Source organism: Psychromonas aquimarina ATCC BAA-1526 (genome assembly GCF_000428725.1).
In the GTDB taxonomy this organism is placed as follows: Bacteria; Pseudomonadota; Gammaproteobacteria; order Enterobacterales; family Psychromonadaceae; genus Psychromonas; species Psychromonas aquimarina.
Window position 1 is genome coordinate 75,572 of record NZ_AUAM01000016.1, and the last position, 14,650, is coordinate 90,221.

The following is a 14,650-nucleotide window of genomic DNA, read 5'->3' on the forward strand; positions in this document are numbered from 1 at the left end:
CGGAAAGCCATTAGTTTCAGGATTGATTCGACCAGCCTGAAAGTTATCAAATTATTTCAGCTGTAGTGTTCAGTTTCTCCACTGCTCTCGCAGTGGTGAGCCCTCGTGTCTTTATGGACGATCCCCAGTAATACCGCATTAATATTCAAGCACCGGTAAGTCAGCAGGCTGTCTGTCAGCAACGAGATGCAGCATATCACGTGATACAATTTTTTCTAACGGAAAAATATTGCGGTGTGGACGATCCGGAACATCGTCCGCAAAGGAGCGGAACATGGTCATGGCAATATATGTATTAATTGAGTCGGCATAACGATATCACCGTCGGCTTCTATGACTGTTTCTGCCTGGTAATATTAATCTCTTCATTGTTGATTACGGCAATAATTTTATTACCTTTTAAAGCCACTAAGCCTTGTTTAAAAACCGTTTTTTATCAGCAGATCCGCTTTTTCAAGTGCAGCCGATGCGCTATTGAACAATGAGGATGCGCAAAGGAATAATATAGCAAGGTGCGTTTTTTTAAGCATAAATAATTACTCGTTAAGTAAAGTGTTATAAGCGAATTTAGCATCTGTCATTATCCAGCAAACCGGCCATTACAAATACTAAAAACTAGCCGCAATTAAAAATTTAAAATGTTGATGATAACTTTGTTATGTTAATGAAATCAATGGGATAGAGTGATGTTCACATTTTTATCTGAAACAGACATGCATTAAATTTATTTTTTGTTAGGATGCGCCGTACAGAGCTTATTTTTTATAAAAATAATAACGAAGGATAAATTGTAATGACCAAAAATTTTACCAGAGGTGCGGCCGCTGCTGCCGTGCTGGCCGCTTTAATCGGCTGCAGTAATACTGGAACCAGTAACAGCAATGCTGAACCATTCACGTTAACGATTGCGCATATGAATGATACCCATTCAAATTTTGACCCGGTTAAATCCAGCTTTACAACGGGCAGCGACGGACAGCTTGTTTATAATGAATTCGGCGGTTATCCGCGCCTGCTGCAGGCATCAAACGATATTATTCAAGCTGCTGAACAGGCGGATAAACCTCTGCTGCTGCTGCATGGCGGCGATGCATGGCAGGGTACGGTTTATTTCAGTTTAAATAAAGGTGCGGCTAACGCAGATCTGCTTTCTAGAATGCATATAGATGCGATGGCGATGGGCAACCATGAGTTCGATCTGTCCACAACGGAACTGGCCGCTTTTATCGATGAGGTGAATTTTCCTGTTCTGGCCGCTAATATCGATGCCAGTGCTGATGCTGAGCTAAGTGACTCGGATAATCTTAAAGCCTATCAGCTTTTTGCTTTTAGCGACGGAGTGAATAAACGTCTTATTAATGATCCTGCGGAGGCTGCTGGCGGCGAAGTGGTTGTGGCGGTTATCGGTATTGCTCTGGAAGATATGGCCAGCATGTCAGAAGGTGTCGGGGACGTTAAATTTGCCGCTGAAGCCGCATCTACGCAGAAAACCGTTGATCAGTTAACAGCTGCCGGTGTGAATAAAATTGTGCTGCTGACTCATATCGGCACTGAACGCGATATTCAGCTTGCACAGCAGACCACTGGTGTTGATGTTATTGTCGGCGGGCACTCGCATACACTGCTGGGAGATTTTACCGAGTTAGGTTTCGGGGATAACGGCGGCTATGCGCAGCTGATTACCCAGAAAGACGGCAAAGGTAAAACCTGCATTGTCCAGGCTGGCCAGTATGCACAGGCAATCGGCCTGGCTGAGGTTGAGTTTGATGCTGACGGTGATCTGGCCTCCTGCAGCGGTAACAATACTCTGTTATCTAACGATGAATTTTATAATAAAGAAAAACGTGATCAGCAGGATCTGCTTACAGGTGACAACAAAAATCAAGTTGTAGACTACATCAGCAGCGAACCGAAAATAGCTATTGTTGAGCAGGATGCTGGGCTGCGGGCTCATATCGACAGTACCTATAAACCTGCTTATGATGCAGCTTTCGGCGAAGTTATCGCTAAAGTGAACCAGACGATTAACCAGGAGCGCCGCCCTGGTGATAAAGGTACCGATAAACACGGCTCTGACACAGCGCCGATTATCGCCCAGTCTTTTCTTTACTGGGCGAATCAGGATGCCGTTAAAGCGGTAACCGGTAAAAACGTGCAGGTAGCCTTTATGCCTGCCGGCGGAGTGCGCACCGGTATCAATGCGGGTGAAATGAAAGAGGGCAACGTGACATTTGAAATGCTGCCTTTTAATACTTACCTGTCGGTGCTGACTTTAACGGGTGAAGAGATTAAAGCTGTACTGGAAAGCACCATTACGCAGACGCTTAAAAGAGACGCACATGCAGGAAAGTTCCCCTATGTCGGCGGTATGCGTTATACCTTTACTGAAACAGCCAGAGAAACAGCCGGTCATATCAGTTCACTTGAAGTAAACAGCGGTACAGAAAGTGCCCCTGCCTGGGAGAAAATTCAGGATAGAGCTGAGTATGGTGTGGTGCTGGGTAATTATAATGCTAACGGTCGTGACGGCTGGGATGTGATTGCACAAGCGCAGGAAAACAAAACGGATCGTATTGATGTGGTTCAGGAAAACGGCACTTATGTCGGTTATAAAGTAAATAAACTTAACTTTAACACTGCTAAAGGCAACTATTCCCCGCAATATCAAACAGTTTCTGCGGTTAACTGTAAAGCTTCCGGCGTGAGCTGTAATACCGATGCGCAGGCATTTATCAGTTATGCTAAAAGCAAAGGGGTTATTGCACCTATCGCTTTCGAAACAACAACCATGCACTATGCTGAGTAAGTACTATCGCTAACTTAAGCGTTATTAAAGGCATGCCTTATTAAGGTGTGCCTTTTTGTTAGTATATACAAGCATTATCTGTCTCTAATCAATAAAAAAACTTAACCCTATAATTCGTTTCTCTGTCTAAAAAATAGGCGAATATTTATCATTTACTTATCCATTAATCCGATCTCAATAACAGTATTTGTAAAAAAAATGTTAAATTCTGTAAAGATTTGAACTCTGCTCTTTGAAAATTTTCTGTTTGCCAATACTCTCCTGTCGAAGCATAAAAACAAGCTTCTCACTTTATCAATAAAATAATAGGAGTTTATTTATGCCGGCTGCAGATATGAAAGCGACAGCCGCAAAGGAATGCACGACCAAACAATCAGGATTGTTTAACCGCTTTTTGACCACCGTTGAGTGGCTTGGGAATTTACTTCCCCACCCGATAGCACTGTTTGCTATTTTCTGTTTTACTATTTTAATTGCCTCCGGGATCGCAGGCTATTTTGATATGTCTGTTATTGATCCGAGACCAGAAGGCGCTTCCGGGCGTGCTGCTGACGGTGTCATTCGTGTGGTCAGCCTGCTGAACGCTGAAGGCCTGCAGCGTATTGTTACCAGTCTGGTTACTAACTTCACTGGATTTGCTCCCCTGGGTACCGTACTGGTTGCACTGTTAGGTGTTGGAATTGCCGAACGCTCCGGTCTGATTTCGGCCGCCATGCGCGGTATTGTAATGGGCGCGTCAAAACGTACTGTTACTTTTGCTGTTGTTTTTGCCGGAATTATTTCCAATACAGCTTCTGAGCTGGGTTATGTTGTGCTGGTCCCTATGGCAGCGCTGATATTCCACTCTCTGGGACGTCATCCTTTAGCTGGTCTTGCGGCCGCTTTTGCGGGTGTTTCCGGCGGTTACAGTGCCAACCTGCTGATCGGCACCGTTGATCCGCTGCTTTCCGGGATAACCGAAGCCGCCTCTAAAATTATCGCGCCGACCTACTCAGTTGGTCCGGAAGCTAACTGGTACTTTATGTTTATCAGTACCTTCCTGATCACGATTCTTGGTGCTCTGGTCACAGAAAAAATTGTTGAGCCCAAACTGGGTAAATACAATTCGGATGAATCAGAAGAAGATCTGAGTCAGGCTGAAAATATGGGCGCACTGACAGCAGTTGAGAAAAAAGGACTTAAAATAGCAGGTTTAGTGCTGCTGGCGATTGCCGCTTTGTTAGCCTGGACTATTGTACCTGAGTCGGGAATTCTGCGTCACCCGGAGACAGGGGCTGTTGCCGGATCTCCTTTCTTTGGCGGTGTGGTTGCTTTTATCTTTATCTGTTTTGCTATTCCCGGTTATTTCTATGGTAAAACAACGGGCTCAATTAAAAGCTACCGTGACATGATCGATGCAATGTCGCATTCCATGAGTACCATGGGCATGTATATTGTACTGGTTTTCTTTGCCGCGCAGTTTGTTGCTTTTTTCAGCTGGACTAATTTTGGTGCAGTGATAGCCGTTACCGGTGCTGAGTTCCTGCAGTCAGTTAATTTAACGGGGCCGTTACTGTTTGTTATGTTTATCCTGATGTGTGGTTTTATCAACTTAATGATAGGCAGTGCTTCCGCACAGTGGGCTGTTACCGCCCCTATTTTTGTACCTATGTTAATGCTGGTGGGTTATGCGCCGGAGACTATTCAGGCGGCTTATCGTATTGGTGATTCAGTTACTAATATTATTACCCCTATGATGAGTTATTTTGGTTTAATTCTTGCTGTGGCAACTAAGTATAAAAAAGACTTAGGTATAGGCACCTTGATTTCAACTATGCTGCCTTACTCTATTATCTTTACCATAGGCTGGACTATGCTGTTTTTCGTCTGGGTATTTGTATTAGGTCTGCCGGTAGGACCTGGTTCGGCAACATATTACACCCCGTGAGGTTAAAGTCAGCTACTGATGTGAAAGGGAGCTAAGCTCCCTTTTTTACTCTAATCAGAAAATCCGTCGTGTACAAAGCGGTGCTTAGCCTGATAAAAATTACTTTCATCACACTCAAGAAATGCCAGTGCGAAAATATAACCCTCTTTTTTGAATTTAGGAATTTTAGCTAATTCATATTCATTCATAATGATATTCATCGCTTCCTGAACCCATTCCGTTTCGCCCGGGCCGATTTCAACTTCCGGCGGATCATAATAAGTGACCATCCAGTCCTGAAGCTGTTCTGCGGATATTTTTCCTGCATCCCAGGCGTTAAGCTCGGTGATTAGTTGTGCTTTTGTTACAAATGGACGGCTCATTTAAGCGTTCCTCCAGTGAAGGTATTATTAAGCGCTAGAGTAACTTAATTCGTCTAAAATGTTTAATCAATTCCCTGCCGGGCATAAAGAATAAAGGAGCTGATGCTCCTTTATTTTGTAAGAAATAAAAACGGATTACTCCATTAATGTCGCTTTTGAAGCTATGGATTTAGGTAATTCAATATTGTATTTCTGCAGTTGAGTTTTGCTGAACAGCAGTTTACCTTTTTCACCAATTCTTACTTTAATTTCACCGGCCTGTGTACCGCTGAGGATCTGCGTGGCCATCTCGGCAGCCAGCAGTCCCTGGGTTTTACCAAAAAGTGTTAAACCTCCGATCGCTTTTTCCGGACCTACCGCAAAATCCCAAAATGCAAAAGGTGGAACAGGGGTATTCTTGGATGTCCAGCGTAAGACTTTATCAGCTGCAATATGCTGATTATCTTTATTAACAATGGTATGGTACAAACCGATAAAAACAGCATCATAACCTTTATCCTTGGCTGACTTAACCGTCTCCTGCCAGACTTCCCAGGAGCCGACCAGTTTCATATGCGCTTCGATGCCGCTGAGTTTTATTTTCTCCTTACCCTTGAGTATTTCATCAAAGGTAACTTTGGATGTTGTTCCGGAATCAAACAGCACCAGTACTTTTTTCAGAGCAACTATTTTTTTCATTTCGATAATGGATCTTTTCAGCAGCGGCCTTTCCAGCACTCCTGTGATATTAGCAGCTGAGCCGACGTTATAGGCTCTAGGGTTGTTATTAATACCTAAAAATACTACTGGAGTATCAACTGCAGCAAATTTGGGACCCAGATATTTTAATGCGTTATCATCTCCGAGAAAAACCAGAGATGGTTTTGTCTGCAGATAAAAGTCCCAGGCTTTCTGTGCGCTTTTGTCGAACTCTGATTTTGCTGTTCTTTTGGTATCCATCTGAAAAGTAAAAAACTGGTAGCCGCCTTTCATACCTTCCTTGATACCTTCAATATAACTGCTGTCCCAGGGATATTCGCTGTGGTAGCTTTCAATAATCAGGACAGATTTACTCTGTGCAGATGCAGTGCCGCTAAGCATAAAAAGAGTACAAAGCGTCAGTAATATTGAGTTAATAATAATTTTCATATGACCTCCTGAAATAACGGCCGATATAAAAAGTTCTCACGCCTGCTAAAACGGCCCGCTAGTGTATTTTTCAGCTTAGTAAAAGCGCAGCTTATGTCAAATTGAGTTATTGCTGCGTTTAAAATTCGATTTACAGTGCTTTGCTGGGCAGGGGCCTGCTTCCGTGGCGCTGGATAAAGACACTGTTGTCACCTATCTTTTTAATAACTATTCGATTAATTAAGTACCTGCACATTTGCCGGCTGCAGGAATTTATTCCTTTAATTCATCATAATAGCGACGCTCTATGAGGAGGAACTATGAGTGCATTGAATGATTTTTTTGCGCCTCTATGGCATCAGTATAGCGCCGTCACTCCACAGGCTCTGGCCATTCAGCGATTATTTGCTGCAGAGGGCGAGCCGTTAATTAATGACCATGTTGCATTTAGAACTTTCGCAGACTGCGCTGTATCCATTGATAACTTAGAAAAAGAAATTTTTGCTTTAGGTTATGAGCGCTTTGATTCCTACCATTTTGAGCAGAAAAAACTCGATGCCCGCTGTTATATACATGCTCACTCTTCAACCAAGATATTTATCAGTGAACTGCTTCGTTTTAACTTGTCTGCCACTGCACAGAATATCATTAATAACCTGATTGAGCAGATTCCCCCGGAGACCTGTGTGCATTTGAATTCAGGGCGAATCTGGAAGTTACCGGACTATGCTGATTACCTTACCCTGCTTGATGAGTCCGAATATGCCGCCTGGCTGTCGGTGTGGGGACTGCGGGCGAATCATTTTACTTTGTTTGTAAATCACTTTAAGAAATACCGGCAGCTTTCTCAGGTTGTGGATTTATTACAAAAACAGGGTTATCAGCTTAACAGCGCCGGTGGTGTAATAAAAGGCACTGCAGACGATCTGTTAATTCAAGCGTCAACTATGGCAGACCAGTATGAGGTTGAGTTTAGTGATGTCGGAAAGCGGCGCATAACAAGCTGTTATTATGAATTTGCGCAGCGCTTTAAACAACCCGACGGGCAGCTGTTTCAAGGTTTTGTACCCGGCAGTGCGGATAAGATTTTCGAGTCGACCAATAGCGGAGATTCTGATGGCTAAACGTATTGTAGTACTGGGGCTGGGGCGGATCGGCAGCACCATTGCCGGGATATTAGCCGGGAATAAAAATTATCAGGTATTAGGGGCTGATATCAACCCGGCCGTTGTTCAGGAGCATGGTGCTTTATTTTCCTGTCGGGTGATTAAAAATAATGATTATGTATCACTGCTTAGGGGACAGGATGTGGTGATATCCGCATTAAGTTTTAATGATAACCCCTATGCAGCCCAGGCCGCTCTGGAAAACGGCTGCAGTTATTTTGATCTCACCGAAGACGTGCGCTGCACCGAAGTCATAAAAAAAATTGCCCGGCAGGCGGTGAAAGGCCAGGTTTTTATGCCTCAGTGCGGTCTAGCTCCAGGTTTTATCGGTATTCTTGCCTACAGTTTTGCCAAAAAGTTTGAGCAGCTTGACAGCTTAAAATTAAGAGTCGGCGCGCTTCCCGAATTTCCCTCCAATCAGATGATGTACAACCTGACCTGGAATACGGAGGGGCTGGTTAATGAATATGCCAATCCCTGCGAAGCCATAAAAAATTACAAAATCACAATGATTGAACCGCTTGAAGGACGCGAAGAGTTTTCAGTTTCCGGTGTGACCTATGAAGCTTTTAATACTTCCGGCGGGCTGGCTAATTTGTGCCGGACACTTGATGGAAAAGTACGTGAACTGACCTATAAAACTATTCGTTACCCCGGGCACTGCAGTTTAATGCGCTTTCTTTTTAACGATTTACGTTTAGGAGAAGAGGGAAAGAGGCGGCGTATGCTGATGGATATTTTAGAGAGTTCTGTGGCGACGACCAGCCAGGATCTGGTGCTGATTTCGGTGGTGGCGACGGGATATGCCGGGCAGAAACTGCAGCAGCGCAGCCGCACATTTCTGCTTCATCATACTGCTCAGCAAAGTGCTATTCAGATAGCCACAGCAGCAGCTGCTGTGACAACGGTAGATTTAATGGTGCACAGTAAAACGCTGCGGACAGGTTTTGTGGAACAGGAAGTGTTAGATATTGAATCCTTTTTAAATAATGAGTTTGCTAAACCCTATCGCGAAGCTGAATTAGGTGTTTGCAGTCCAATATAGACGAGGTTGTTATTATGCAGAATATTCCTTTTAAGTCAGTTCTTGCCCGTCTTTATGATAAAAATCATCATTACGGCAGTGCTTATATCGGCGAAAAGCGTTTAGCCGGGAGTAGTTGTAAAGAAGTGGTCAGCCCTAATGACGGCGCAGTGTTTGCCGCTATTGGACTTGCTTCGCAGGAGCAGATCAATACCGTGCTGGAAAGCGCCCGTCAGGCATATCAGCAGTGGTCAGCAGTACCTGCGCCGAAACGTGGTGAACTAGTGCGCTTATTTGCCGGACGAGTGAGAAAATTCAAGGAGCCTCTGGCGCGCATTATCACTCTAGAAGCGGGCAAACCTGTGCAGGAAAGTCTTGGAGAAGTGCAGGAACTGATTGATGTCTGTGACTTTGCAGTAGGCCTGTCCAGGCAGCTTTATGGTTTGACCATAGCCACAGAAAGAACGGATCACCGTATGATGGAGCAGTGGCACCCGCTAGGGCCGGTGCTGGTGATCACCGCGTTTAATTTTCCGATGGCGGTATGGGGCTGGAATGCCGCACTGGCATTAGTCTGCGGCAACAGCTTAATCTGGAAACCATCGAGCCAGTGTCCGTTAAGTGCTTTAGCCTGTCACGCTCTGTTATTAGAGGCGATTGATGAATTTGGTGCGGATCCCGCACTCAGCAGTGTGGTTTTTGGTGGAAAAGCGCAGGTGGAAATGCTGGTTGATCATAAGAAAGCAGCTTTAGTCTCCGCCACGGGCTCCTGTGCAATGGGGCGGGCTGTGGGAACAAGAGTTGCAGCTAGAATGGGACGCTCGCTGCTGGAACTCGGCGGCAATAATGCGATGATCGTCTGCCCCAGTGCTGATTTAGAGCTGGCTGTTAGGGCAATTACTTTTTCTGCCTTAGGTACCAGCGGACAGCGCTGCACTACGCTGAGACGGCTTTTTGTTGAACACACTCTTAAGGAAGATATTATAACTAAACTGCAGGCGGTTTATGCCACGGTTAAAATCGGTGATCCCTTTGATCAGAATAATTTAATGGGGCCGGTTATTAATCAGCAGGCAGTCGAAGTGATGCTGGCAGGCATTAAGGCTGCCGTTGAACAGGGAGGGAAACTGCTCTGCGGAGGACAGGTTATCACTGATAAAAAAGGTTTTTATATTAGCCCTGCCATTGTTGAAATAGATGCACAGGCGGAGATTGTGCAGCAGGAAACCTTTGCTCCTTTGTTATATATTCACAGCTACCACTCTTTAGAGCAGGCTATAAAAGATCATAACAGTGTAGATCAAGGTCTCTCATCAGCGATTTTCACCCGGGATATCGGTGAAGCAGAGCTGTTTTTAAGCGCTAAAGGTTCGGACTGCGGCATTGCTAATGTCAATATAGGGACTTCCGGTGCAGAAATAGGGGGGGCTTTCGGCGGGGAAAAAGACACCGGCGGCGGCCGGGAAAGCGGCTCCGATGCCTGGAAAAACTACATGCGCCGCTGCACTAATACTATTAATTACGGCAGTGAACTGCCTCTGGCGCAGGGCATTAGTTTTGAATTACCTGAAACTAGCGTTCAGCCCCGTGTGCCGAAGCCCTCTAAACCTTAGCTGCCGGCACCTGTCATCATACATATTGAGCCTTGTTCTGAGTCTCCGGCTGCTCGTCTAAATCTGCGGCAGTATCGTCGGGTGGAGACTGGTTTTTATTCTGTACTGCTGTTATTAACTGATCAAGAAGCGCTACAACAGAATCAGAATAAGCGATTAACTGCTGGTACTCCAGGTCTGCCTGTGTAAATTCACTTTTTTCTTTGCAGGCGATAATTTTACCTACGCTCTGATGTAATAGTTTGTGCCGGCTGTTAATTTCCGATACGCATTCATCGGGAAACTGTTCTCTAACGCCGGGACTGTCGAACCACTTTCCAAATGCACATTTATGATGATTGGACACAACAGCTGCATCAAGCTGCAGATAGCCGTTCAGATAACTTTTGATCTTTACTTTCCAAAGTGAATGACTTGATTTAGCCCGCATCAGCTGCAGTTCTATATCATTTGAAGTTTTAAACTGACTGATTAGAATTAACATTTTTTCTATTGCCGTGGAGATGTCCACTGACTCCAGCATGCTGTCTCTGGCATTATTACTGGTATGCACTGCTTCTTCGGTAATCGCGCTGACATTGCGGTTGATATCCTCTGTTACTACTGCCTGCTCTTCTGAGGCTGTTGCAATCTGATTATTCATATCATCAATGGTTCCGATAGAAAAACTGATGTCTGCTAACCCTTGTCCCGCATCCGCTACCAGGGTGACAGTTTTTTGAACTTGTGCATGGCTGTTGTTCATTGTGTCATTGGCACTGCTTACAGCAGCCTGCAGGCTGTTGATCATTTCGTTTATTTCTTCGGTTGATGCCTGCGTTCGTGAGGCTAATGTCCTTACTTCATCGGCAACCACTGCAAACCCTCTGCCGGACTCGCCGGCTCTGGCTGCTTCTATAGCCGCATTGAGTGCTAATAAGTTAGTCTGCTCGGCAATATTTTTAATAACATCGAGAACACTTCCTATACGCTGGCTGTCATCCTTAACCCGCTGAATTGATGCTACAGCCTGGTCCATTTCTTGAGCAAGAGAGTCGATGGACTGCACCGCGTTATATGAAGCTTCTTTACCTTTTAGCGCTTCCTGGTTGGTTTTGGCCGCCGCATCCGCCGCCTGTGAAGTGTTTTGTGTTATCTCATTAACCGTTGCAGACATTTCGTTAAGTGCGGCGGCAACCTGCTCGGTTTTCTGCTGCTGTGAGCTGACTCCGGTACTGGTTGAATCGGCAAGCATTGTCTGGGTGATAATATTATGTACAAGTTTATTAGTTGAGGTATTAACCGAGTGGACAGTCTTGTCCATTTTATGGGTGACATGGTTAAGAGCCTGCGCAAGCTGCGCAATTTCATCTTTACCGTCTTCATTAAGGCGAATGGAAAGGTCACCATCTCCTTCGGCAATATTATTTAGTGTGCTTATAACCTTGTGCATCGGCCTCATTACGTGGCGGGCCAGCAGCCAGATAAGCGCCGCTAACAACAGAAACGTTACAACGGAGCTTAACCCCTGTATTTGATAAAAGCCGTTCATTAACTCACTTTGATCCGTTTCTAATAATACTTTTTCCATGTAGCTGGAGGTGATCTGAAAATTGATAAATTGTGCTAATAAGATGGCGGGCAGTATGACTAACAGCAGCTGCGTGAATAATTTAAATGAGCGTAACATTGGATTATCCTCAGTAAATATTTTTTCACTGCAATTATAGAGCATTATTTCCTATTGATATGCTGAACTTTTTGTATTTGGGATCTTAATGTCTAACTATGAGTGTTTTTTGTGCGGGGAAGAGGTAAATTCTTTTATCTGACAGGGGACAAACTTCTACAGTAAGCCGCCCTGATATTATTATTTCTGTTAGGCTGCAAATCAGCCTAAGTATCTCTGCTCCAGGTGTTTTTTAAAGTGAGCTGCATTAAGTTCTTCACCGCTTGCTTGTTTTACTAATTCGCTGGTTGTTAACGAACTTGCTTTGCTCCAGATATTATTGTGCAGCCAGTTGAAAATCGGGTTTAATGACTGAGCTGCGATACAAGCGGCTACATCTATTTCTTTGTGCATTGATGCCATAAACTGTGCCGCATAGATGGCGCCTAATGTATAACTTGGAAAATAACCGAATGAACCGTCAGTCCAGTGGATATCCTGCATACAGCCGTCTTTATAATTACCTGCTGTAGAAATACCTAAATACTGCTGCATTTTAACATCCCATAATTCCGGGATATCCTGACAGCCGATTTTACCGTTCATTAAGTCTCGCTCAATTTCATAACGTAAAATTACATGTGCAGGGTAGGTGACTTCATCTGCATCGACGCGAATCAAACCTGGTGCCACACGGGTATAAATTTTCTGCAGGTTAGCCGCTTCAAATACCGCTGGATTATTATCGGGGAAATGCTTTAATGCCAGCGGTACCAGCTGATTGATAAATTCACTGCTGCGTCCTAACTGCATTTCAAAAAACAGACTTTGTGATTCATGGATACCCATGGAGCGTGCCTGGCCAACGGGCAGACCTTTTAATGAATCGGGCAGTCCCTGCTCATAACGAGCATGGCCGGTTTCATGGACAATGCCCATTAATGACTGTACAAAATCTGCTTCATCATAACGGGTGGTGATTCGCACATCCTGGCTTACTCCGCCGCAGAACGGGTGTGAACTGATATCTAAACGTCCGTGATTAAAGTCGAAATTAAGCAGTTTCATAATATCTAAACCAAGCAGTTTCTGCTCTTCAGCTGAATACACTTCAGTGGGTTTAATAAAGGTTTCACCTGCCTGTTTTTGTTGAATTTTCTTGGTTAATTCCGGTAACCAGGTTTTTAAGCTGCCGAAAATATCATCCAGCTGCCCGCATGAAACGCCGGGTTCATAAAGATCCAGCATGGCATCGTAGGGGGTTTTGTCAGATGCATCAGCCCGGATCTTCGCTTCTTCTTGAGATAAGCTGACAACCTCTTTAAAATTCTGCGCAAAACCTGACCAGTCATTATTACCGCGCTGCGTGCGCCAGGCATGTTCACATTTAGACCCGGCTAACGACTGCGCTGCGACTAAATCATCGGGTAATACGGTTGACTTCTGCCATTGATTTTTCATTTCCCGCAGACTAGCTGATTCAACCTGACTGAGATCTTCTGATGCGGCTTTATCAAACAGTTCGCCAAGATGCGGGGCCGTTGCTAACTGATGGATATGCAGGGACAGTTCTGCCATTGCGCTGGAGCGCGATTCATTACCGCCTGCAGGCATCATCACCGCCTGGTCCCAGCTGCCGATTGCCGACAGATGGTTGAAATTAGATATTTTTTTATAATGGTCGCAAAGTTTTTTGTAATGGCTCATTTTTTATCCTGTGGCATGAACGTGTTATATCGCTATATCGTAACAGATAATCAATTCAAAACATTATTAATGGAGGAGCCCGTTTGCCGGCTGTTCTTGCTGTTTTAAAAGGCACAGGAGCATCAGCGGTCCAATTTTTGAGATCTGCCCCCGTTAATGGCATGAAAGTATTGTAATTTATATTTATTAGTAGCAAAGTCCTCTCTCAGATAGAACATCTCGTTTCTATTGAGAGCCACTTATTAACAAGGTTATATTTATGCAGCAAAAACTCCTTACAGCGCTCGAACGCTTACCTGAACCTCTGCAGAGTCATGTTTTTCCGATTATCAGCCGTGATAATTTCGGCGGTGTGATTAAAGCGGAAGAGGTTGAATTATTACAGCAGAACTCGGCACTTGAAATGTCTGAACTGCTGTTGAGCTTACTACCCCTGGCCGCTGTTTATTCAGTTGCCCCTATCTCTGACTTTAATGTCGGCGCGATTGCACGCGGTACTTCCGGTAATTTATATTTCGGTGCCAACTACGAATTTACTAATCAGGCTTTATTTAACAGTATACACGCTGAACAAGCTGCTATTAATAATGTCTTCAGCCATCAGGAATCGGGTATTGTTGATGTTACGGTTACGGCAAGTCCCTGCGGTCACTGCCGCCAGTTTATGAATGAATTAAACTGTGCAGATAAATTAACGGTAAATTTAGCTGCTAGCGGCAATAAGTTATTATCTACATTATTACCAGATTCATTTGGTCCTATCGATCTTGGTATTACCTCGCCGCTGCTGGCGGCTGAGCCGGCATCTCTGGAACTGCAGCAGGCTGATGATACTGAGTTAGCGCAGGCTGCATTAGATGCGGCAAACAGCAGCTATGCTCCTTACAGCCATTGTCATGCAGGTATTGCTTTACAAACTAAGAACGGTGTTATCATCAGCGGACGTTACATTGAAAATGCGGCCTTTAATCCGTCGTTATCACCGCTGCAGTCGGCATTAATTAATTTGAACTTAGCCGGTTTTGCGCTCAGTGATATCACCAATGTGATTCTGGTAGAAAAAGCAGATACAAAAATGAGCCATGCTCAGGCAACGCAGACTCTGCTTGCTGATATCAGCATTGACAGCTACCAGCTGCTTCTAGCACAGTAACAGCAGAAAATAAGATAAGCACATAAAAGCATGTGCTTATCTTTTTAAACACACTCAGTAATAGCTATTCAGTTTTATCTTTTATTACCTTCCCTTTTTAGCACTCGGTCATCTATTCAATCCCGATTTTTATTTTT

The 14,650-nt window shown here is 44.4% G+C and carries 10 protein-coding genes; 6 read left to right on the forward strand and 4 right to left on the reverse strand.

Translation table 11 applies throughout. The features are described 5' to 3' along the window. The first annotated feature begins 793 nt into the window (after positions 1-793). A complete protein-coding gene (locus G337_RS0107175) occupies positions 794-2,806 on the forward strand; it encodes a bifunctional metallophosphatase/5'-nucleotidase (RefSeq protein WP_028863290.1) in 2,013 nt (670 codons plus the stop codon). Between the two features lie 319 nt (positions 2,807-3,125). After that, on the forward strand, positions 3,126-4,733 hold the full coding sequence (locus tag G337_RS0107180; RefSeq protein ID WP_425414426.1) for an AbgT family transporter: 1,608 nt from the start codon (positions 3,126-3,128) through the stop codon (positions 4,731-4,733). 50 nt (positions 4,734-4,783) lie between these two features. Here G337_RS0107180 and G337_RS0107185 read toward each other — a convergent pair whose 3' ends face one another. Both G337_RS0107185 and G337_RS0107190 read right to left on the reverse strand, forming a co-directional pair. Beyond that, complete coding sequence (locus G337_RS0107185; protein ID WP_028863292.1) at positions 4,784-5,095, reverse strand: hypothetical protein; 312 nt, start codon at positions 5,093-5,095, stop codon at positions 4,784-4,786. Between the two features lie 135 nt (positions 5,096-5,230). Further along, a complete protein-coding gene (locus G337_RS0107190; protein ID WP_028863293.1) occupies positions 5,231-6,223 on the reverse strand; it encodes an ABC transporter substrate-binding protein in 993 nt (330 codons plus the stop codon). Positions 6,224-6,522: 299 nt separating this feature from the next. Between G337_RS0107190 and G337_RS0107195 the strand changes: the two genes are divergently transcribed. The 3 genes from G337_RS0107195 to amaB are packed head-to-tail and all read left to right on the forward strand — an operon-like array spanning position 6,523 to position 10,005. Further along, positions 6,523-7,326 (forward strand): DUF1338 domain-containing protein, encoded by an 804-nt coding sequence (locus G337_RS0107195; protein WP_028863294.1) that lies wholly within the window; start codon positions 6,523-6,525, stop codon positions 7,324-7,326. Continuing rightward, the gene (locus G337_RS0107200; protein WP_028863295.1) at positions 7,319-8,413 is read left to right on the forward strand and encodes a saccharopine dehydrogenase family protein; all 1,095 of its coding nucleotides are present in this window, start codon (positions 7,319-7,321) and stop codon (positions 8,411-8,413) included. The genes G337_RS0107195 and G337_RS0107200 overlap by 8 nt, the downstream gene beginning before the upstream one ends. Before the next feature lie 14 nt (positions 8,414-8,427). Beyond that, positions 8,428-10,005, forward strand: a complete 1,578-nt coding sequence (gene amaB, locus G337_RS25760) for an L-piperidine-6-carboxylate dehydrogenase (RefSeq protein ID WP_051303042.1) — start codon at positions 8,428-8,430, stop codon at positions 10,003-10,005. Positions 10,006-10,021: 16 nt separating this feature from the next. On the opposite strand, the gene G337_RS25765 is transcribed toward amaB, so the two are convergent. Both G337_RS25765 and G337_RS0107215 read right to left on the reverse strand, forming a co-directional pair. Then, on the reverse strand, positions 10,022-11,674 hold the full coding sequence (locus G337_RS25765; RefSeq protein ID WP_051303044.1) for a methyl-accepting chemotaxis protein: 1,653 nt from the start codon (positions 11,672-11,674) through the stop codon (positions 10,022-10,024). 201 nt (positions 11,675-11,875) lie between these two features. Further along, entirely contained in the window at positions 11,876-13,360 is a 1,485-nt protein-coding gene (locus tag G337_RS0107215; protein WP_028863296.1) for a carboxypeptidase M32, read from the reverse strand. Positions 13,361-13,619: 259 nt separating this feature from the next. On the opposite strand from G337_RS0107215, the gene cdd reads away from it, so the two are divergent. Then, positions 13,620-14,513 carry a cytidine deaminase gene (cdd, locus tag G337_RS0107220; RefSeq protein ID WP_028863297.1) on the forward strand — a complete coding sequence of 298 codons (894 nt, stop codon included), beginning with the start codon at positions 13,620-13,622 and terminating at the stop codon, positions 14,511-14,513. Positions 14,514-14,650 lie beyond the last annotated feature (137 nt).